We start from the raw sequence: 21,911 nt of genomic DNA on the forward strand, positions 1-21,911 counted from the left end.
ATTAACCATTCATAACCATATATAAATACAGGGAAGCTCAACATGATTAACGTGAACCTTAAATCCCTGGTGGACAAAATGTCCCCCGTTATGCGCGACAGCCTGGAAGGTGCCGCCGGACTCTGCATCGGTCGCAGCCACTACAATGTGGAAGTGGAGCACTGGTTGCTGAAACTGTTGGAAACGGTGGACAGTGACTTCAATACCCTGTTGGAAAAACACGGCCTGGACATCAGTCACCTGAACAAGCAGCTCACCAACACGGTGGAAAAATTCAAAGCCGGCAGTTCCCGCCCGGCGGCGTTGTCCCCCGCCATTGTGGAAGCCAGCAAGAATGCCTGGATGATCAGCTCCGTGGATTTCGGCCATGGCATGATCACCAGTGGCCACCTGCTGGCGGCATTGATGCTGGACGATCAGTCACGCCGCGCGTTGCTGGATTCTGCACCGGAATTCAAAAACATGGCGCCGGAATCCCTGCGGGAAACGGCCAAAGCCATCATCGGCACCACTGGGGAATCGTCCAGTGGCGCGCCCTCCGGTGCCGCTACCGAAGGGGTGGGCGGCGATGCACCGGTGCGCCCCACGAAAACCCCGGCGTTGGACAAATACACCATCAACCTCACAGAAAAAGCCCGTCAGGGTGGCATCGATCCGGTACTGGGGCGGGATGATGAGATCCGCCAGTGTATTGATATTCTGACCCGCCGCCGCCAGAACAACCCGATCCTCACCGGGGAAGCCGGTGTGGGCAAAACCGCCGTGGTGGAGGGCTTTGCCCTGCGCATCGCCAATGACGATGTGCCGGAGCCGCTGAAAGGCGTGGACGTACACACCCTGGATCTGGGTTTGTTGCAGGCCGGCGCCAGCGTCAAAGGGGAATTTGAAAACCGCCTCAAGTCCGTCATCGAGGAAGTGAAGTCCAGCCCCAAGCCCATCATCATGTTCATCGACGAGGCCCACACCCTGATCGGTGCCGGCGGTAAAGAAGGCCAGGGCGATGCCGCCAACCTGTTGAAACCGGCACTGGCGCGCGGTGAATTGCGCACGGTGGCCGCCACCACCTGGGCGGAATACAAAAAATACTTTGAGCGCGACCCGGCCCTGACCCGCCGTTTTCAGGTGGTGAAAGTGGAAGAGCCGGATGAAGAGAAAGCCATCAACATGATGCGCGGCATCTCCAAAATGCTGCAGGACCATCACAAAGTGCGGATTCTGGATGAAGCCATCGAAGCGTCGGTAAAATTGTCCGGCCGTTACATTCCCGGGCGCCAACTGCCGGATAAATCCGTCAGCCTGCTGGATACTGCCTGCGCCCGGGTGGCATTGAGCCAGACTGCCACCCCCTCGGCCATTGAAGATTGCCGGCGCAAGATCCGTCAGGATGCGTCCAACATCGCCAATCTGGAAAAAGAAAACTCCGCCACCGGTGTACACGATGACCGCATCGCCGGCCTGCGTGCCAGTAAAGAGCAGTCCGAGCAGGATCTGGTGCGGCTGGAAGCGCAATGGGAAAATGAAAAGGAATTGATCCAACAGATCCGCGAAGTGCGGGATCAGATCGAAGACGACTTTTTGCGTACCCAGGGGGGTGAGGAACGCACCCTGGACGACGGACAGCTGGCGGACCTGAAAGCCAAACTCAAGGCACTCTCCGAACAACTGGCGGAGGTGCAGGGCACTGAACCGTTGATGCAGGCATCGGTGGATGAGCAAGCCGTGGCGGAAGTGGTGGCCAACTGGACCGGCATACCCGTAGGCAAAATGGTCAGCGACGAAATCAATGCCGTGCTGAGCCTGAAGGATCGCCTGGAAGAGCGCGTCATCGGCCAGCCCCACGCCCTGGAGGCAGTGGCAAAAGCGGTGCGCACCTCCCGCGCCGGTTTGACCGACCCCCGCAAGCCGGTGGGCGTGTTCCTGTTTGTGGGCACCAGCGGTGTGGGTAAAACCGAAACCGCGTTGTCGCTGGCGGACGTCATGTACGGTGGCGAGCAGAACCTGACGGTGATCAACATGTCGGAGTTCAAAGAGGAACACAAGGTGTCCATGTTGCTGGGTTCACCGCCGGGCTACGTGGGATATGGAGAAGGCGGTGTACTCACTGAAGCGGCGCGACGCAAACCCTATTCCATCATTCTGTTGGATGAAATGGAAAAGGCCCATCCCGGTGTGCAGGATATTTTCTACAACCTGTTTGATAAAGGCACCATCAAGGACGGCGAAGGCCGTGATATTGATTTCAAGAACACCATCATCATCATGACCTCCAACGCCGGTGAGGACGCCATTCGGGCTATCTTCAATCAAATGGAAGAACGCCCTGATCCGGATGTGGTGCTGGATAACATCCGCCCCCATCTGCTCAAACACTTCAAGCCGGCGTTCCTGGGCCGTACCACGTTGATTGCGTACAACCCATTGGATGACGAGGATCTGATGAAGATCGCCGCTATCAACATGCGTCGCATCGAGAAGCGGGTGAAAGGCCATTACGGTGCCGAGTTCGGTTACGATGAAGATGTGTTGTTGCACATCGTGGCCCGTTGCCAGGAATCGGAAACCGGAGCCCGTAACATCGAGAACATCCTGAACAAAACCATGTTGCCGGAATTGGCCAGTGAATGTCTGCATCACATGGCGAGCGATGAACCGGTGGCGAAAATCCACGTGGGTGTTACGGAAGAGGGTGATTTCACCTATCAGGTGAGTTGAGTCTGCACGTTGAAATCCGTGCGATCCGGGGGGCTTCTGCGCCCCAGACACGCCGTAAACCCATCCCTGGGGGCTTCACAGCGGCATCCATGCCGCTGAGAGTCTGGAGCGCAGAAGCCCCCCGGATCGCACTCATATCTGCAGCCATTCGACTACCCAGCGTGCTGAAAACGTAACACGCTAACAGGCAAACAAAAAAAGGAGCCAACCATGAGCAGGGCCACCATGAACACCGGGGGAATTCCCATCGCCACCGCGTCGGATCAAGACCAACCCACCCTGGTGCGCAACAAGCCCTGTCATATTCTGGTGTTGGCGGACTTCAGTGGCCGCGACCATCGTGACCAGAATGACGCCGCCAACCTGGATCAACGCCGGATATTCGAAATCACCCGCGACAACATCGACGATGTGTTTGTGCGCATGGGCGTGACCCTGGATCTGCCCATCGCGGATGAACCCATTAAATTTCTGGAACTGGATGACCTGCATCCGGATTTTATTTATGAGCGGGTGGACCTGTTCAGTCAGTTCCGCGCCCTGAAACGCAAACTGAAAAAGCGGGACAGCTTTGCCGCTGCCGCTGCAGAAATCCAAAGTTGGGGTTCGTCATCACAGGCATCACAGTCAGCATCAACAACGGCATCCCCAGCGCAATCTGCAACAACCCAATCTGCAACCGCTAATGCCGACGTGCTGGACATGTTGCTGCACAGCCGTCGTGCCCAGGCGGAAGCGGCTCACTCGGTAAAAGGGTTGATCCAGCAGATTGTGGCGCCCTATGTGATTCCCAGCCCCGATCCCCGCGAGGCGGAACTGTTGCAGACCGTGGATCAGGCCGCCAGCCATCTGTTGCGGAAAATTCTGCACAGCAGCGCCTTCCAGGACATTGAATCCGCCTGGCGTGGACTGTACTGGTTGCTCAAGCAACTGGAAACCGATCAACAGTTGCGACTGTTTGTGGCCGACGTCAGCCTGCAGGAAATCATCACCGACAACGAAGCCCATGAAGACAGCACCACACAACTGCATAAATTGCTGCTGGAAAATCGGGTGGGTGAAGGCTCGGTGCCGTTCAGTGTCATCGTGGCGGACTACCAGCTGCAGGACGAAGTCAGTCATTGTGAGGCGCTGGCCAACCTGGCGAGCACCGCCGCCGATTCTCACGCCGTATTGGTGAGCGGTGGTTCCGAACGCATGGCGGGTTGCCCGAACCTGACTCAGGTGCCCGATCCGGAACACTGGTATCTGCATCGCGACGGGGAATCGGATTTCACCTTGATGTGGCAGGCGATTCGCGAACAGGATTACGCCCAGTATGCAGTATTGGCCTGCCCCCACTTTATGCTGCGCTTGCCCTATGGTGCCAACACCAGTCCGTTGGAGGCCTTTGATTTTGAGGAGCTGCCGCAGGATGGCCAGCACCCCTATTACCTGTGGGGTAACGGGGCCTGGCTGTTGGCGGCGCAACTGGGTAATTACTTCACGGGCGGTGGTTGGTCTGCCGACGCCACCCGGGGCAGCAAGGTGACCCAACTGCCCTTGCACGTGTACAAGGAACACGGTCAGAGTCAGGTAAAGCCCTGTGCCGAGATCAATATGCTGGACACCACCGCCACCGCACTCATGGCCCATGGCCTGATGCCGTTGCGCTCGGTGCGCGATGAAGACAGTGTGGTGATCCCGCCCCTGCGCGCCATCAGCAGCGTCAACCCGCAGGTGTTGGGGCCCTGGTCTGAAGTGCCGCAATCATGAATAAACTCATCCAGATCAAGCGTCGTTTTTGCGGCCCACCGGAATCCGGCAACGGTGGCTATGTGTGTGGCCTGTTGGGTGAAGCCCTCCGGCAAACGGCGCAACACGACTCGATACACGCCGCCACGGTGCGCCTGTTCCTGCCCCCGCCGTTGCAACAAGACCTGACGCTGCAGGTGGAAAATGGGCGTGCGCAATTGCTGGCAGACGAGCAGCTGGTGGCGCAGGGCTGGAGCGATGTGTTGGATCTGGAGTGTCCGCCTCCACCCAGCTTTGACCAGGCGCAGGCCTCTGCCCAACATTGCAGTGGTTTCACCCAGCATCCCTTTCCCGGCTGCTTTGTCTGTGGTCCGGATCGCGACGAAGGCGATGGCCTGCGCATCTTCCCCGGCCCATTGCCGGATACAACGGCGGTGGCCGCCCCCTGGATGGCAGACGCCTCGTTAGAGGGCGAACGCAGCGGGTTGGTTGATCCGGTGTTCATCTGGGCGGCCTTGGATTGCACCAGCGCATTCCCCATGTTGCCAGCGGGTGAAGGCAAGGCCCTGGTGCTGGGCCAGATGAGTGTGCGCATCGATGGGGATGTTCGCGTGGGGGAGCCGTGCGTTATGCTGGGTTGGCCCCTGGCCCGTGATGGCAAAAAACATTTCGCTGCCTCCGCCGTGATTGGCGAGAACGGCGCAGTGATCGCCGTGGCCAAAGCCACCTGGATAGAAGTGCCCGCCGCGCGTTTTCAGTAAGTGCTTCTAATGAATAATGGAACGATCACTGGGCCTCGAATTTTTCCAGGTCCAGGGCTTCAAACTGTCCGTCGGCATTAATGATGGAACCCCACACCTGATGGCTGGCCTGATGATCTGAAGCACTCAAGGACAACGGTCGGCCGATGCCCAGGTCCACATGCTGCAACGCTTCCAGGCGCCGGATCACTTCCTCCGTATTGAAATAGCGTCCGCTTTGGGCCAGGGCCAGACAGAACAGGCGCGCCACCACATAACCTTCCAGAGACACAAAACCCAGGGGCTCGCTGGGAAAGTACGCCTGCATGGCCTCTTGATATTCCAGCACGCCACTGGAAAAACCGTTGTACATGGGCACCACCTGGGACACGATCACACCGGCACCGCCGTTGGTTTCGGATTCCCGCAGTTCTTCCGCCAGGGCCTTGGCCCCCACAAAAGATACGTTGGCGATGCGGCCCTGGTAACCGCTCATGGACATCAGCTTGGTGAAGCGCGCACTGGCAGGATAGGCGCCGATCACGATCACACCTTCCAGCGTGGGGATCAGCGGGCGGAACAAGGCCATGGCGTCCATCACCCGATCGGTGTTGCGTTCATAGGTGGCGGTGGGCAGTTGGTGAATATCCACCCCATAGTGGGCGATGGCATTGGAAACCCCCGCCAGGCCATCCTTTCCAAAACTGTCGTTCTGATAGAACACCGCAATGTTGCGGGGATTCATTTCCAGAATCTTCACAAAGTAATGCACCAGGGCGGCGGTCTCTTCCGCGTAGCTGGCACGATAGTTAAACACGTAACGGTCGGGTGGGTTGTTGCGCAGCAATTGCGCCCCCGAGAAGGTACCAAACAACAGGGTTTTATTGCGCAACACCTCCGGCAGAACCGCTTTGCTGGTGGGGGTGCCCACGTTGCCCAGCAGGGCGAACACGCCGTCGTCCTGATGCAGCATGGCCTGCAGATTGGACACCGCCCGGGCAGGCTCATAACCATCATCCAGGGAATACAGATTCAACTGGCGCCCGTGCAGCCCGCCTTGCTCATTGACGCGATTAAAATAGGCCTGCATCCCAATGCGCATGGCTCGCCCCAGCTCGCGGGCACTGCCGCTGAACGCCGCACTCATGCCCAGCTTGATGCCCTCGCTGCTGATACCCCGTTGCGGCTGAGCTAACCCGGTGGAATACATGAACGCATCGCCCACCGTGTAACGCCAGGCCGGCACTGCATAGATCACCAGGGCGAACACCGTGGCCACCGCCAGGCTGGTGAACACTGCGCGCAGCAGATTGCGCCGCGGCTTGGATTGGTTTGCAACACCCGCCAGGGACGCCGATGCCGCCGAGTGCTGTGCATTGGCATCTGCAAACGACTGGGGTGAAGACGGCGATTCGCTGACAAATGGGGAGTTCCCCGCTTGCACAAAACCGGCCACGGAAATGGGTTGAGCCACGCCGGGCTCGGGCATTGACGTGGCCGCTGCAGGCGCCTGGGGGGATACGATGCGGGTGCGGTCGTCCATCTCTTCCACCCGGCCCACGGCGCCGCATTTTTCAAACAACTGTTGAAAACGCCGGGCATCCCGCTCGCTGATATTCTTGCGCAGCACCACCCGTTTACCGCTGAACAACGCCTGCAATTGTGGATCAGAAAACTTGAACGCCTTGTGCAGATTTTGCTGCACCTGCTGTGGCTCGTGCCCCGCCTGCAGTTCACCCTGAAAAATAAACTGGAACAGGGCGTCGCCTGGCGCTGTAGCAGAAGATGCCGCTGCCGACTGCTGTTGCAGTTGCGCCGTTTGCCGGGCGCAGGCAGAAAACTCCCGCCACAGTTCTGCGGTGGAACCGTAACGCTGTTCCCGCTCCACGGCCATGGCTTTGTAAATAATGGGCTGCAGAATTTCACAGCTCGGGTCCCGCAACGAGTAACTGCTCAGGGGCGGGGGCAACTCCTTCATCTGTTTGTTCATGATGATTTCCCGGCTGGCACCCCGATAAGGCGCTTCACCGGTAATCATAAAATGCAGAATGGCACCGATGCCGTAGATATCCGCCAGATGATTGATGTTGGCTCCGCGGATCTGCTCAGGGGCCAGGTAACCCGGCGTGCCCATCACCGTACCCAGCTGAGTGTGCTTCAGGTTCTCTTCGTGCATGGGTTTGCTGATGCCAAAATCCACCACCTTCACCGTGGTTTCGTTGCCCGACAGCGTGGCCACCATCACATTGCCGGGCTTCAGATCCCGATGCACCACATTGTGCTGATGGGCGGCGTTAATGGCACTGCACAGGGGTTCCATCAGCCACACAATGTTGGCCAGGGTCAGGCCTTTCTGCTGATGTACGATGTCCCCCAGGGCGGCCCCTTCCAGATATTCCAGAATCAGGTACACCAGGCCGTCTTCTGTGTGGCCGAAATCCAGCACGCTGACGATATTGGGGTGATTCAACTGGCTGCAGATCCGCGCCTCCCGCAGGAACAGCTGAATAAAATCCTCATCGTGAAAACTGGGCAGCAGCATCTTCACCACCACCTTGCGGGCCAGGCTCAGCTGCTCGGCCAGATAGACACGGCTCATGCCGCCGTCTACCAGCATGCGATCAATACGATAGGTGTCTTTCAGGGTGCGGCCGATCAACGGGTCGGTCATGGTTCGCCCTATGGATAAGAAAATGAACAGTATCCATTGAGTATAGTTGAGCGTGGGGAAACCTCAGGCTTATGACGCGAACAAACCCCCGTTAAATTACTCCGTCGGATGCGCCAACGGATAATACCAATCCGGCCGTGAGCGCAGATCGTATTGTGGGTAGTGATATTCAGGGTTGGGCTCGAACAGAAGACTGTTAAACCAGCTGCGATCAGAGGAGAGTAACGAGATCCAATGGCGCAACTGGGACAGGTTGACACCGAATTCCACCCAATCCCCTTCGCCATTGGCCAGGTCCACCGGGTCCATGATGTTCAGATAGCCGGGATTGCGTGGTCGATCCACCACCATGCCCTCATCCCGCCACCAGTAGTGCAGCGTGCGCACGGACCACAGGTAACCAAAATGATACGCGGTGGGGTTGTAGTGCCAACTGGCAATACGTTCCGGATCGGTTCGATAGTGTGATTCCCGCTGCGCGGTAATGGCAAGCGCACGGTCCAGGGCATGGCGAGCGCGGTTCAAATACAGGTTGGCCTGGGGCAGGTCCTGCTGGTGGCGGCTGTGCTCAGTCGCATACAGGTACTGCACCTGTTCAGCCCGCAACACCGTGATCGCCATGGCATCCCGCAATTCATCATATAAAATCCTACCGTTTGCGGGGATACCCGCTGCGAGCTGTTCAAATTCCGCCAGAATAGCCCCCAACTGCGTGGAGGTGGCGTGCAGCAACGGTTGTAACTCCGTTGCGTAGTCGATTTTTTTGGCAGCGGGCAGCAGTGGGTTGTGCATCTCCAGCATGCCCATTTTGCGGGGCTGGGTTTCCAGCATACCCAGTTGCATGGCCACGTGATCCCAGGCCTCCCAGCCCTGCAAATAGGCCTGGGCGTTGCGCAACGCGGGCTCTTCCGGGCGCGTGCCATCCACTTCCCCGTGAATGAACAACGCATTCTGGGCATCAATCCATTGCCGCAGCAGCCGGTTTGCCGCATCCGACTCATCACCGAACGGTTTCACCACCACATTCAAGGCCTGCGCCAGGGCCGCGTCCTGATCCTCAATCTGCGTCAGCGGATTCCAGGCGGCGCGGGCGGTGACCACATCATTCAACCAATACCCCCATTCCCAGCCACTGGAAAAATTCACTTGCCCCTGGATCGGCTCGCCGTTGGCATCATCCCGTGCGATCAATCGCAAATCGAACAGGCGACGGTCGGCATAAATCGGCAGGAACAACGGCACATCAATATCGTAACTCACCCAATAGGCGGTCTCGGGGTAATACAGCACCTCGCGGCGCCCGGCCTCCAGGCGTAGATAATCGTACATAAATTGAAAATCGCGATTGCCATAGGTGTAAGCGGGCCCCTGCACATCATAGTACTGAACCGTATGGGGCATCACACCCAGCAACGGATCGGCGTAGTACGGCAAAAAATTAAAATTCAACGGCTCACCATTGCGGGGATCGGTGAACCCTTCCGCCAACTGATCCTGCGTGCAGTGCACCTTCACATAGGTGCGCTTGCCGTACTGCTCCCAACTGTAACGGGCGGCCTCATTCATCCACGCCAGCATCTGTTCCGCATCGGGATGGGTGAACTCACTAAAGCCCATCTCAATCTCAAAATAATCAAAACCGGCCTGATGCAACCAGTCGATGGACTGGCGAATCTGCGCCGCCTCATTGCCGGCGCTGCGCACCATAGTCCAGGCGTGTTGCTGCCGGAACACAATGGGGGCATCAATGCCCACCGCCAGGCCCCAGTCGTGGGCTATCTGCACCAGCGTGCGCAGGCGTTGCTGCCGCTGCGGGCTGTCGGCAAATGCCTGCCAGGATTCCGCCATCAACAAAAACCACTCCACCCGGTTCTGCCGATTCGCCACCGACCATTCCAAAAACCGCTCCCACTCCGGCAACAGACTTTGCCAACCGGCCTCGTCATCCGGGCCATTGGGCCCCCATCCATTCAGCACATGGGTCAGCTCCAACGGGTGCTGGGTATGGATATGCCAGGCGCGAATGGGCCAATGGGGCTGCTCGTTCAGGTTCAGGCCAGTATGCCCATCGGTACCGAGCGTGAAATCCCAATCAGGCTGCTGCGGTGGCGTGGGCTCCAGCGGATGCAAGAACGACCAGCCCATGGCCTCCAGCAGGGCATAAGCTGCATACAGGTTCCCGATGTTGTGGCCGGGCAGCAGATTCTTCTCACCACCGGGATTGCCCTGGGCAAAGCTCACCCGGGTGCCGTTATCCAACACCAGCGAGCGCAGGGCAAATGCCTCGGACGCGTCATTCAACATCGGGCCGGAACCATAGCGCCCCCAATCCCCGCTGGCCCCAAACACCAGCACATGGGAGTTCGCCGGCAGGGCAGACAGATCCTGATCGGAATCCAGCTCCACCACAGTGCGGAAAGATTGCAGGTGCGAGCGAATACGATCCCGGGGGGAGAGGGGGAATTCAGGGGCGTATTTCACATAGATGACGGGCTCAGAGCCGGCGGAATCAGTGGGGGTGTCGGCTTCCGCCCCACAACCTGATAATGCAATTAATGCAGGTAGGGTAAATAGCGCCAATAGTAATGTGATTGCCCGCACTGTGGATTACCGTGGTTGATCTGAGCCAATGGGAATGGAGCAGAATAGCACGGCGCCTGGTTATTCGGGTTATACGAAAGGTGGACCCTGGGGGCGCTGGCTAGTGGTTGACGAATGGGGTGTGCAGCAGTAAAAGTAGATTAGGACTGCATGTGGACAGGTGGATGTGACCAGCTGCCAGATGTGGGTGATTTTAGCTGCGTTCTGTATTAGACAGGTGTTTCTGAGTTCTTCGTGGGTCTGGGCATTGGTGTGTGGTGTTGGGGGGCGTGGATTTGGACGTTAAATGTCCAAGTGTTTGCTACCGAGCTATTTCAATAGAACTAAATGGAGATAGGCATGAAAAAAATGACTTTTCTGGGGGTAGCATTGTTCTTTTGTTGCTCGTACGTGCTTAGCGCGACCCTTATCGAAAGCTCTCGATATATTCACCCTTATCCTGATCCTCTTTTCTTTGTAAAGAATTTTAGTTGGCACAGCGACGTTCATGCCAGACGAGAAGGTATCGGAAAACAAGACATTTACTACTTCAAATTAAAACATAACTCTGGATCTAGTTGGGCATATTACTCAGCTACTGAAGGGTATGAGGTTTATGTTGATGCATCGCAAAGTCGTAGCGGAACAGAGAATAAGTTGTATTGTCGATGGATAGTCAAAAGGAAATCGTTTGTAAATGTGAAGTCATGGGGGTATGACCCAGATGGGAAATGGAAGATATTAACAACTAAAAACATGCTTATACGTGATTCTATCTTATTTAATCCAAGTATAAGAGGCGGTCGTTATGGATCTTGCGGAGAGTTTACTTCTCAAATTAATAGCGACCGGACCAAAGGTATTGAAAGGGCAATAAATAGCTCAGTCGTGACATATAAAGATTTAGTGTCTGAAATTCAAGCCTACGATTCTGATTTAGACTTGGCGAGGTGGGATGGTTCGGAGCTCTAAAACGGATTTTAATATCAATAGGAGGTAGCACCATTTAACAATCGCATGCAGTGGATCAACCTACGTTTCGCAAATTTTATGGTATGTCGCTTCGCTCCTTCTTTACCATAAAATTTACTCCACTACGGTGGGCCATTGATGCGGGCGTGAGCCATCCATTAAAGGTTCTAATATGACACCGGTAAACGTAATCATTTGGTCATGTGTGATTATATTCATTGCAACTGCAATTCTTACCTTGTTGCATATATCAGGCATCCGGCCATTGCCAAATTCAGATCATGGCAGAGTTTTATTTCGAGCACTTATAGTTGAAATTGTAGTTGTTGCTGTAGGTGCATTCGCGTCAACATTATTACCAGATAATCCAATACCAAACGAAGGTGGTCTGCCTGGATCAATGGCACATAATCAGGGCGTCTTTTTGGATTATAATCAAACCGATGAGCCTGATCCGTAGCTGCCCAAATCCAGCGGCTTTGAAGAGTGGCAAGTAATGGAACCTGTCGGAGAAGATTGTCATCAAATAACAGTTTCGGATGCATCTACGTTTCCACCAACTTCACGTATTGAAACAGTATGTAACTAATTGAGGATAATACAATGAAGCATAAACGAAATTTAGTTGCAGGGTTTTTAATTCCATTCTTCACGTTCTCAACCCTAGTATGGGCTAGTGAAGCTGACGAAGCTTATGCTGCTTCTGAAAACATTATCGATCTAATTGGCAGCGGTAAGTACAATCAGGTGTGGAATAGCTATATGAGTCCTTTTTTTAAGTCAACCATGACTGAAGACTCTTTTAAGGCAAATTTAGTATTAGGTAGGCAAATGCTAGGAGCTAGAAAGTCGAAAAAGCTGATAGACAAGCAACACACAATCGGTGACCGAACTACCGGTTATCAAGGCTCAGTCTACGCCTTTAACTATAAGAATACGTATGGATCAGCGGCTTTGTACGAGCGCGTTGTTGTAATAAACCAAGATGGAAAAGGGTTCAAGCTCGCTGGATTCTGGGTTCAGCCTGCGCAGTAAATGGCAAATAAGCTCACGTGGTGTTGCCTAAAAAAAGTAGACACTCTAACTATGCAGACGTTGCGGCTGTTAGCGCATATTGGCACATCTCAACTGGTTGCGTGCGCAAGACGTTATGTGCTGTAAGAGCAGTTGCACAAACTTTTGCAAACTTCTATGAGGAGAACTAACAATGATTAAAAAATTAAGTGCAATTCTATATCCGCTGCTTATGACAGTGGTGGCCATTCCAGTTTCGGCTCAGCAGTCAAGCTTCTTATGTCAATTTATTCAAGGCCCTCGGGCTGGTCAAATCCAAGACTACACCGGCCATCCCAGCGGGCCTTTGCCTATAGGTAGTCCGTGCCATGATGGATTTGGTAGTGCTGGAAGAATCGTGCCAGATCAACGTTCGCAGCAGAAAACAGACCCCTATGGAAGATCAGACGGAGATCCGTATGGACGCAACAAAACCTATAACGAAGGTGGAAGTTGCCGAAGTCCTTCTAGTGAAGATGACTGTGATCTCTGTAGTTCGGATAGAAGTTATGAAAGATGCCTAGACAAACTGGATAACTGAACTCTGAGCAGGAGGAAGTTGTGAAAAAAGATCATATAACGCAGATTATTGTGGCATCTTTACTTATGTTGCAATTTACTTCTGCATCAGGGCAGGTCATGGATGATTTAGAAACAGCTAATACGTGTAGCTTCTTTGGAGAAGTTGTTCCGCAAAAAGTAACAACTTTTTCGTCTGATAAGGAAGCAGAGAGCGCTATAAAAAAAATCGTAGACGCATCTGGTCTTGTTCAAAATTTCCTGGTCCGTGCTGCTGGAGTTCCGAATGCTGCAGCCGTGATTCGAGGGGATACCCGATATATTTTGTATAATCAGCATTTTATGAAAGAGACAGAAAGGCGTGCTCAAAATTCTTGGGCATCCATTAGCATAATGGCCCATGAAGTTGGGCACCATTTGAATGGCCACACTCTTGATGGGCGAGGAAGTCGACCAAAAATCGAACTCGAAGCCGATTACTACTCAGGATTTATTCTACAGCGATTGGGGGCCTCGTTGAGCGATGCCAGAGCTGCTATGGAAAAACTCGGTAGCGAGAGCGGCTCTAGTACTCATCCAGCGAAACGAGATCGTCTCGCGGCTATTGCTAATGGATGGGTTAGAGCTTGCGAATCAGACTCCAAGTGCGATGAGGATAGAGAGCCAGATGTTGGAGAAATTCCGATTCCGGATAGGCCATCAACACCACCAGCGACTCAAAGAGATAGAGGGTATCCATCTGGCTACGGCATGTTAGTCTGTGGCTGCTGGGGTTATAACCCACCACCTTTATCTGCTGAGTCTAAATGCGCTAGTGGCTTCGTTAGGGTAAATATTTGTCCGGGGTTCTGCGCTGGCGGCGGCTCACCATATGCATACGTCTGCCAATAAAAAGTCACCTAGTAATCGCATGCAGTGGAGCAACATACGTTCCGACATTTTGTGGTGCATCGCTGTGCTCCTATATACCGCAAAAATGGCTTCACTTTGGTTTCCCACTGATGCGGGCATTAGCGGGCGTGGTTCAACGTAATTCGACAGTAAAAACGGAATTTGGGAATGACCGCTGACGATAGAATAGTGATGCTAGGTTTATTTTTATCTTACATGCTTTTAGTAAGTGCGATTTGGCTTGGTGTGATTGCATTGTGGATTTCTTTAATCGTGATTTGTGGGATCACAGCCTACTTCAGCTTTACTTTTTTCCGATCATCAGAGCATTTCGGAAAATTTCTGTACTTCGTTTTGTATGTGTTTTTATTGATTGCCTATTTGGCTCTAATTTACAAGCTATTTGGTATCGTCGATACATCAACGAATGAAGAAATTAAGCCTAGTTTGCTCAATGCCGCATACTTTAGTGTCGTTACTTGGACCACGTTGGGGTACGGAGATTTTCGACCCATTGATCAATTGAAGCCATTTGTTATGGCAGAGGATTTAATGGGGTATATATTTATGGCTTTGCTGGTCAGTAAGGTTTTATATATGGCGCAAAAAAGGTGACCAGCCACCGGAGATATTGATGAGAACTCTACTGCTTTTCAGCTTGCTTTTACTTTCCTTCGAAGTGTTTAGTAAGACATATGAAGGAAAAATTGAACTACAAGAAGGTAAATCTTATGACAATTCTCTGCCTGTAATAGTTGAAGAAGGTGAGGTGGCGTACTCAATAAGATTTTATGTTGACGATTTTGCTGGCCATGAGGCGATATACGCATATACAAGAGTAAAAAATATCGCTGGCTATGAACAAAAATACGCATTTCATGCTTCTTTTTACGATGCTAAAGGCGATTTGATTGCGGTTTGTAGACACACAACCAATCTCAAACCCGGGGTGGAGACTCAGCTAGGTGGTATGTATTCTGAAGTGGCTCCTTCAGAATGGAAGAAGGTTGCTTCATTTAAAGTTAAGGTGACGAAGCTATAACAAGTTATAAGGAACAAAGCGACGCGCACTTTACTATAGGCTGCTTCCACGCCAATTAAGCACGTATGTATGGCTGTAACTGGGACATACGTAACTTTAAATCGAAAATGGCGTATGCGCTGATCTCAGTTAGATCCATGCTAGATGTACAGCCAGATTCCAGAGATTTCCGGTATGAAGATTAAAATTGCATTATTTTGTTACGGATTTAATGCGCTAGGCTTGTTTATATTTGGTTTGATCTACACTTTAAGCCCCGAATTCCTGCCTTTTCACTCTGAAGCTATAGGTAAGTCTTGGAACGAGCTGGCTCCATCCTATCAGGTACTTTACCTGGGGATGATGCGAACCGAAGGTGCAGGATTTATGTCATCTGGCATTGCCATAGCCATTTTGCTCGCAATTCCCTTTAGGAAAAGGGAAGTCTGGTGTTACTGGGCAATGGCTATCATCGGGATTGTGGAGCATGTTCCAAGCATGATTGGCGCAATGAATACATCACAATTGACGCCGGCTTCGTCTCCTTGGCAATTGAATCTTTTAGGAGTGGTGCTGCTCGTGGTTGGATTAGTAATGTCATTAAAGTCTAAAACGTAAAGTGCTCGAGCGTGTAAGCATGTAACAGGTCGCTCAAGTGCGCACAGCGGCGTTGAGTGCAGCGGCATAGAGCGGCCTAGTTCAATTATCGAATGCAGAAAATGATCAATATAAAAGACGACAAGTACGTTAAATTATTGAGTGTGAATCTATTTCTGGATGAGAATGTCTTCGAAAAGGGTGATCCGTTTGAATTGAAGGAAGTTCTTGAGGCAACTGGCTTATTCGCACCATTAGAACTTAATCGCACTCTTTTATTTAAGCTGGATGGTGGATTAGCAAGAGGAGCTTCTAACAGTAAGGGGATAAGAGAAAAGGTACTCAACGCAATAGATAGTAGCAATGTGTCGACGGTTCGGTTTATGCAAAATGAAGCTCTTGAGATAGATAATCAAAGCAGCTTGGAAGTATATTTTGATCAATGGGATGGTGGGTCCAAGATACATTTTCTGAGCACAAACCTGGATAAATATAAAGAGTGCCAAATTGCGATAGCTGAACTTGTGGTCAAGTATAAACCTCAATACGCTTTCGCAAATCTATATATCCTGGATCATTTTGACATTGATAAAGCCACTGGGATCGGAGAGATCAATTTGATAAACGAGCAATATCCAGTGGACAGTTTGAATATTAGCCGATATCAGGGTTTGGCCAAAGACGGGAAAATTAAAGATGCTCAGTGGATTAACTATTTTAGTGACCAATTATTGTCGCACATAAAAGTTCATTCGCCAGATAAATTACATACTAGTACCAAAATAGATTCAGGTAGATTCGTTCAGATTTCGGAATCGCCATTTTTTAGCAAGTCGGACATCGAATGGATATATAAATTTAGGAAAGAGAATGCTGACCATATTGTACTTCGGTAGAGATTCAACAAGCACATACTCTTGAAGCTGTCTCCCGTAATGCGGGACTTTGGCTGCATAGTTATTGTGTCAGCTTTTGGTGGGGAACAACAGAAAAGTCATAATAGAGAGAGACGATGAGGAATATACTATATATAGATATGGACAATGTGCTCTTAGATTTTGAGTCCTGTATCGAGTAAATTCCAATGGAACTGCGCAATGAATACGAAGGCCGTTTGGACGAAGTTCCCACATTGGGAAAGCGTATTGGTCTATTTGAGAGCAAATGCCTCGCATTGCTATGAAAAGGTCGATTCTCTCTTTTTTCACAACCAAATAGATATGCGACCTCGCTTGGGCGCATCAGTAAAATTCGATTTCACGGAAACCTAGAATGGATATTGAATCCTGTATACCAGTAATACCAAGCTTTGATTTGCAAAATAGCCTCTTATTTTGGAGAGATGGGCTTGGATTTGAAGTAAGCGATTCAGTAGTGAAAAATGGGGAATTGATTTTCTGTATGCTAAGAAAATCGCACCTTGCTTTTATGCTCAATCAGAGAGAAGGTGGTGACGAAAAGCAGAATGATTATGAAAGTATACGGCTGTATTGGTCTCCAAAGAACCTGTCCGAAATGAGAACCCATTTATCTTCGCTCGGCTTTAGTCCCTCAGAGATATACAATCGTGATTACGGACGTACGGAATTCTTTCTAACGGATAGCGATGGATTCTCACATTGCTTTGGTGTGGTAACAGAGGCATAGAGCTTTGTTCACGGAATTTCTATTTGTGGTCCTCTCTTGGTAGCGTTATTGATCAATTTGATGTTGTAGAACATGATTCTAGAAATTGTATTTAAAGAAGCCACGCACGATTGTTGGTTGTTTTCCTCTGAAAACTCTGATCAGGCTTTATCGTTAAAAGAAGTTGTAAAGCCTTTTCAATGTCATTCATGCCCCAAGTTTCCCGAAGAGCATGCGATTTCAAGAATAGGCCCTGATTTGGCTTTTGAGACAACAAAATCTTGCAAGGCATTTATAACCCATGATGATTGGTTCATCGTTGGTCGAGAGATCTCAGAATCGATACGACAATATACAAACTGCAAGACTGTTCCAGTTAATAAACCTGAGACTTGGTTTGCTCTGTTACCGGAGCAGTATCCCGTGGATATTAAGGTGTCGGGTTTTGAGTATTCTGGAGTTAGGTGTAAGTCATGCGGAAGATGGGAAGAGGCTGTTGTAGGGCCCTTGGTTGGGTCTATTGCTATGCCGGAAAAGCATGATTTATTTTGGACGTCAGATGTCCATAATGAATCTGCTAAAGGCGCTCGACCACGCCTTTGGTGCAAAAAATCAGATAAAAAGAAGATGTACTCACTATTTGATAACTCCGTTAAATTTGATGAGGCATGGTAAATGCGAATAAGGCCGTGCAAGGGAAGCATTAAGCAATGAAGAAGTATACTTTAGCGATGATTTTGTTTGTGAGTGGTTGTGGGCAAATAGTGCCTCAAGGGTACTTTCAGCCACATGTATATAAGTCAGATAAGTTTCTGGAAGAATCCGAGCTGGCAGTAATCTATGGTAGTTGCCAAACTACATCATCTGAAGGTCAGGCATTAGGCAATGTTTTAGTGCTTAGTGTCGATGGTGATCGAGCTGCGGCGTACAAAGTCTATGTTCTACCGGGTAAAAGAAAGCTGAACGTTAGCTACTTTTTCAAAAGTCAGACTTCACAAGGGTATTTTGGGGCGGATGATATCGAGCTTGAATTAGAACGAGGGCATAAGTATCAGCTAGTCGCTAAGTTTGGCAGCACCGAAGGGGACATTTTGTCCGGTTACGAGAAACCAGTTGATCTTCATCTTGAAGATAAGGGTTATTCCTATACGCCACCCAAAAATGTCTATTGGGATCATGATCCATCAGATCCATTGGTTGTGAAAAAAGCATCACTTTCTGTCACGCCTTTTGATTGTCGGGATAGCATCCCATCAACACAGAAACTGGATATCGATCCAGAGTATAAAGAGATCTTTCTACGCCAGGGCTATGATCTTTAGCCGATCGGAGTGTCGGCAAACGATTTTCCCAACCGGGCCCAAGATCCCAACCGGGTTTTCAGGCCCATTCGTATTTCTTAGATATGAGTGATTATGAATAAGTATTTGTGTTTTGTTGCTTTCTTCTTGGTGTCATGTGGGGGCGGTAGTGGTAGTGAAAATAACGATCCACCAGGAGAAGATCTTGACCCATATGTGGGTGTGTGGGTGTCCGGTTGCACATCGGCGATCTACTCACATGGATCGATTCTGGCGGATCTAACGTCATTTATAGAGACGATCACTATTTCAGAGTCAAAAGCATCATCGACTATTGAGATATATTCGGATACCACTTGCAGCGATTTGGACGAGGTGTTAACCGATCTTGCGCCAGAGTACGGTGGTGCTCTGACAGGCGTTGAGGAATTAACAACCGACAACGACTACCCATATCGACGTTATAACACCCTAAATCCAATCCTGGGGGAATCTGCTATCGAAGTGGCCTTGGTTGATGGGGTTCTGTATCGCGTGTATCTCGATTATGCAGTGTTCGATTCCACAGGGGATATCCAGCATAATGTGATCTTCGAATGGAATTTCACTCAGTAGTTGACAACCCAAACCAACCGAAAGGCACAGACCCTTGAATAGACGCAAGTTCGTAGGTTTATTTTGCATCATCGGCGCATGCGTATCGCTGGCTGCGCCCAAGGCTTTTGCCAATCATCCTACGCTGCTATCCAACTGTAATTCATTCAAGCTTGAGACGGGTGACTATACCCGTCGCGTCGATGCGCTGTTAGGCCAGATTGAACGCCTGGTGAATACCGATAGTACGGTGCGCGATAAGGTAAGAACGGGTCAGGATATCACCCAGCATGTCTATGCCGCCGGGTTGTACAGCAAGATGCAGGATTGCAATGAGGATGCGGCCAGCCTGAATATTCAGGTGGTTGGTGGCGATCCGATTAATAACACCACAGGGGACAGTTTTACCCTGATTCTTCGGGCCATGAATACGCCACACTGCCGTGCCATTGATGCGGGGCTAAACCGGGTTGGTCGCACCGTGAGAAAAAGACCAGAAATTCCCAACAAGCCGGCAGGTCAGTGGGGGCAGTGTTTAAGCAACCCCATTACCTGGGGCATGACCCTTGGCAAAAACCTGCCCATGCCGAATGTGGCGTATATCAATGTTAAAGTGAATCTGCCTGTCAACACGCCACCTCCGCCTGCTCCCACCGCTAAGTCCTGCCCGGTACGACAATTTCCCAACGATTGTGTTCTTCTCAGCAACGGTAAAGCCAATGCCCAGCAGGAGGCGCAATGCAAAACGCTGTTGAAGGATGTGGAGAATGCGATCAATAAGATCGCCCAGCTCAGTCAACAGCAGAAGCTGTCCAGCTTAAGTACTCAGCAGCGTGAGGAACTATTGGCGGGCCTGCTGAGATCCACGGTCGTCCCCAACCAAATTCCCGATGCGGACTTGATTACAAAGTATCGATTGGTCTACGCAGAGGCTGTGTACACGTCAGGCCCGAATAACAATATCGATAGTCGATACTGGACCTCAGAGCTGAGCAAGTACGACGAAATCAGTGATCGTATTTATCAAAGGGCCTGCGCCAACGGCTGGAATAATCTGTTCGATACGCCTTTCTTATGGACCACAATGTTTGGCAGTACACGGCAGGATATTATTATGCAAATTCTTGCCGAGTTTCAGTCCGTTATTCCCATTACATTGAGGGAAAATCAGATTTACTTTGAAGATCTCAGCCTATTATCCAGAATATTGAACCAGAACCTGACTGAAGCCTATTATGTTCCGCCCTCTCTGCCGAAGAATCATCGACTGTACCCTTGGAGGGACACCATTGTGCTCACCAATTGGAGTTATCAGACCAAACTGGCCGTGTTGCCCGTGAACTTCAGAGATTTTATACGCATTTATCTTGAAGAAATGATGCACGCTCATCAACGGGAGCTTTGGGAGGATGAGCTGGTCAAGGGTAAACTCCCTGTCAGCTCCCACGCTTGCGATCAGGCGCATATCTTTATGTACAACGGCGTTCTGTATAGCAGTTCACTGGGTGGTGCTTATGAGAACCAGCCCTTGGAATTGCACGCCAAGAAATTCTCGGAATACGTTCGTTCCAGCTTGTTTGCGCCAGGGCGAAAGTGCCCTTAGCAGGGCGGGTAGGGAATCCATCTATGTTGGGAGATAACAATGCATGCCATGGCGATAACACCCATCTTGAATGTTTCCAATATGCAACAGAGTTTTGACTGGTTCGAATGCTTGGGCTGGACGAAAAGCTGGGAGTGGGGAGAACCGATTTCTTTCGGCTGCGTGGGGTCCGGTGAGTGTCAGATATTCTTGTGCCTGGATGGTCAAGGGGGCCGCGGCAAGGGTGACAACGTCATAACCTTTGGTGACGAGGAGGCAGAGACCGGCGACAAAGGGGTCTGGATGTCGATCTGGATCGACGATGTTGATGGTCTGTATCAGCACTGCTTGAAGAACGGAATTGAAGTAACATTCAAACCTGAAGATTTACCGTGGAACGTGCGGGAGATGCACGTGCGGCATCCGGATGGACATGTGTTCAGAATGAGCCAGAGCATTGGCCAGTGAATGTGGTCAGTGAGTGTGGCCGGCATGTTCCAGAGGCAGCTGAGACTAGAAGAAGTAACGTAAATGAAACCCAGACACCCAGCGGATTCGAAGAATAGGGACGTACTGAAGAACGGCATCGAGGTAATATATGCCTTTGGCGAGCTAAAAGATTGTGATGCGAAGCGCGTTGTGTTCTTAGCCGGCACAACGGCATGGAATTCAAACCTATGCAGTGACAGCTGGCGGCGACATTTCATTGGTGAAATAGCGCAAATCGATATAGGTGATAAGCAGGTGGCGCTCTGTGTTCCAGAACCCAAAGATGGATGCATGGATGGCAAGGAAAGTCGCCACCTGATTGATTGGGAAACGGAGTATCTCGACAAGGCTGGCATCCATGCCTATTGGTTGAATACGTATTGGCACTACGATCTTGCCGTTCAAGATTGTGCGCCAGAGGTCAAACGTTACTTCTCTGATGGTAAGGCGGCGAATATCGGCATCACGGTTCGATCTGAGTTAGGTGCCTCGTTCGGTCGGTATAAGTACGGCAATCAATCTCTTAAGCTAGTCATTGGTTGCCCTGCTGATGCCCAAGGACTGGCCTGGTTGTACATTCAAAGCCAGCTGCTTGGTATCCCGGTCTATCAGCAGTATGAGAAGACTTCGGCTTATGATCAGAAGTGGTTTGATGCCATCGTTCATGAAATGCTGAAGTAAGTAAACAGTACGCTCTGCGTTTGGAGTCCCCGTTAGTGGAGCCCACTATTTTGCAGAAAAATGAAGAGCTTGCATTGATAGAACCTGTGCTACACTTCCTTGTGGACGATGCTGAGCATCGCCACCTGACTTTACATCGATTCATGTA

At 51.1% G+C, this 21,911-nt stretch carries 21 protein-coding genes; 19 read left to right on the top strand and 2 right to left on the bottom strand.

Going from position 1 to position 21,911, the window contains the following annotated elements; all coding sequences use genetic code 11:
* The first annotated feature begins 51 nt into the window (after window positions 1–51).
* From tssH to D9N14_RS01200, 3 genes are all read left to right on the top strand, one after another.
* A complete protein-coding gene (gene tssH, locus D9N14_RS01190) occupies window positions 52–2,712 on the top strand; it encodes a type VI secretion system ATPase TssH (protein WP_317622560.1) in 2,661 nt (886 codons plus the stop codon).
* Between the two features lie 210 nt (window positions 2,713–2,922).
* Entirely contained in the window at window positions 2,923–4,467 is a 1,545-nt protein-coding gene (locus tag D9N14_RS01195) for a type VI secretion system contractile sheath domain-containing protein (RefSeq protein WP_290575975.1), read from the top strand.
* The gene (locus D9N14_RS01200; RefSeq protein WP_290575977.1) at window positions 4,464–5,207 is read left to right on the top strand and encodes a hypothetical protein; all 744 of its coding nucleotides are present in this window, start codon (window positions 4,464–4,466) and stop codon (window positions 5,205–5,207) included. The genes D9N14_RS01195 and D9N14_RS01200 overlap by 4 nt, the downstream gene beginning before the upstream one ends.
* A 25-nt stretch (window positions 5,208–5,232) precedes the next feature.
* On the opposite strand, the gene D9N14_RS01205 is transcribed toward D9N14_RS01200, so the two are convergent.
* Both D9N14_RS01205 and D9N14_RS01210 read right to left on the bottom strand, forming a co-directional pair.
* Complete coding sequence (locus D9N14_RS01205; RefSeq protein ID WP_290575979.1) at window positions 5,233–7,857, bottom strand: ABC transporter substrate-binding protein; 2,625 nt, start codon at window positions 7,855–7,857, stop codon at window positions 5,233–5,235.
* 96 nt (window positions 7,858–7,953) lie between these two features.
* Window positions 7,954–10,338: a hypothetical protein gene (locus D9N14_RS01210; protein WP_290575981.1), complete on the bottom strand. Its 2,385-nt coding sequence runs from the start codon at window positions 10,336–10,338 to the stop codon at window positions 7,954–7,956.
* 459 nt (window positions 10,339–10,797) lie between these two features.
* Between D9N14_RS01210 and D9N14_RS01215 the strand changes: the two genes are divergently transcribed.
* The 16 genes from D9N14_RS01215 to D9N14_RS01290 all read left to right on the top strand — a co-directional run bounded on the left by D9N14_RS01215 (window position 10,798) and on the right by D9N14_RS01290 (window position 21,763).
* A complete protein-coding gene (locus D9N14_RS01215) occupies window positions 10,798–11,409 on the top strand; it encodes a hypothetical protein (protein WP_290575983.1) in 612 nt (203 codons plus the stop codon).
* Between the two features lie 172 nt (window positions 11,410–11,581).
* Window positions 11,582–11,869: a hypothetical protein gene (locus D9N14_RS01220; RefSeq protein WP_290575985.1), complete on the top strand. Its 288-nt coding sequence runs from the start codon at window positions 11,582–11,584 to the stop codon at window positions 11,867–11,869.
* A gap of 143 nt (window positions 11,870–12,012) precedes the next feature.
* Window positions 12,013–12,444 carry a DUF4019 domain-containing protein gene (locus tag D9N14_RS01225; protein ID WP_290575987.1) on the top strand — a complete coding sequence of 144 codons (432 nt, stop codon included), beginning with the start codon at window positions 12,013–12,015 and terminating at the stop codon, window positions 12,442–12,444.
* Between the two features lie 347 nt (window positions 12,445–12,791).
* On the top strand, window positions 12,792–12,986 hold the full coding sequence (locus D9N14_RS01230; protein ID WP_290575989.1) for a hypothetical protein: 195 nt from the start codon (window positions 12,792–12,794) through the stop codon (window positions 12,984–12,986).
* A 37-nt stretch (window positions 12,987–13,023) separates the two neighbouring features.
* Window positions 13,024–13,872, top strand: a complete 849-nt coding sequence (locus tag D9N14_RS01235) for a hypothetical protein (protein ID WP_290575991.1) — start codon at window positions 13,024–13,026, stop codon at window positions 13,870–13,872.
* Window positions 13,873–14,040: 168 nt separating this feature from the next.
* Window positions 14,041–14,487, top strand: a complete 447-nt coding sequence (locus D9N14_RS01240; protein ID WP_290575993.1) for an ion channel — start codon at window positions 14,041–14,043, stop codon at window positions 14,485–14,487.
* 19 nt (window positions 14,488–14,506) lie between these two features.
* On the top strand, window positions 14,507–14,914 hold the full coding sequence (locus tag D9N14_RS01245; protein WP_290575995.1) for a hypothetical protein: 408 nt from the start codon (window positions 14,507–14,509) through the stop codon (window positions 14,912–14,914).
* A gap of 174 nt (window positions 14,915–15,088) precedes the next feature.
* A complete protein-coding gene (locus D9N14_RS01250; protein WP_290575997.1) occupies window positions 15,089–15,511 on the top strand; it encodes a hypothetical protein in 423 nt (140 codons plus the stop codon).
* 92 nt (window positions 15,512–15,603) lie between these two features.
* Window positions 15,604–16,386, top strand: a complete 783-nt coding sequence (locus D9N14_RS01255; RefSeq protein WP_290575999.1) for a hypothetical protein — start codon at window positions 15,604–15,606, stop codon at window positions 16,384–16,386.
* Between the two features lie 376 nt (window positions 16,387–16,762).
* On the top strand, window positions 16,763–17,137 hold the full coding sequence (locus tag D9N14_RS01260) for a VOC family protein (protein WP_290576000.1): 375 nt from the start codon (window positions 16,763–16,765) through the stop codon (window positions 17,135–17,137).
* A gap of 72 nt (window positions 17,138–17,209) precedes the next feature.
* The gene (locus D9N14_RS01265) at window positions 17,210–17,791 is read left to right on the top strand and encodes a hypothetical protein (RefSeq protein ID WP_290576002.1); all 582 of its coding nucleotides are present in this window, start codon (window positions 17,210–17,212) and stop codon (window positions 17,789–17,791) included.
* Window positions 17,792–17,826: 35 nt separating this feature from the next.
* Entirely contained in the window at window positions 17,827–18,438 is a 612-nt protein-coding gene (locus D9N14_RS01270) for a hypothetical protein (protein ID WP_290576004.1), read from the top strand.
* A gap of 93 nt (window positions 18,439–18,531) precedes the next feature.
* Window positions 18,532–19,032: a hypothetical protein gene (locus tag D9N14_RS01275; RefSeq protein ID WP_290576006.1), complete on the top strand. Its 501-nt coding sequence runs from the start codon at window positions 18,532–18,534 to the stop codon at window positions 19,030–19,032.
* A 34-nt stretch (window positions 19,033–19,066) separates the two neighbouring features.
* Window positions 19,067–20,614, top strand: a complete 1,548-nt coding sequence (locus tag D9N14_RS01280; protein WP_290576008.1) for a hypothetical protein — start codon at window positions 19,067–19,069, stop codon at window positions 20,612–20,614.
* Window positions 20,615–20,653: 39 nt separating this feature from the next.
* On the top strand, window positions 20,654–21,061 hold the full coding sequence (locus D9N14_RS01285) for a bleomycin resistance family protein (RefSeq protein WP_290576010.1): 408 nt from the start codon (window positions 20,654–20,656) through the stop codon (window positions 21,059–21,061).
* A 63-nt stretch (window positions 21,062–21,124) separates the two neighbouring features.
* Window positions 21,125–21,763, top strand: a complete 639-nt coding sequence (locus tag D9N14_RS01290; protein WP_290576012.1) for a hypothetical protein — start codon at window positions 21,125–21,127, stop codon at window positions 21,761–21,763.
* Window positions 21,764–21,911 lie beyond the last annotated feature (148 nt).

Origin of the sequence: Ketobacter sp., from assembly GCF_003671495.1 — a bacterium.
Lineage (GTDB): Bacteria > Pseudomonadota > Gammaproteobacteria > Pseudomonadales > Ketobacteraceae > Ketobacter.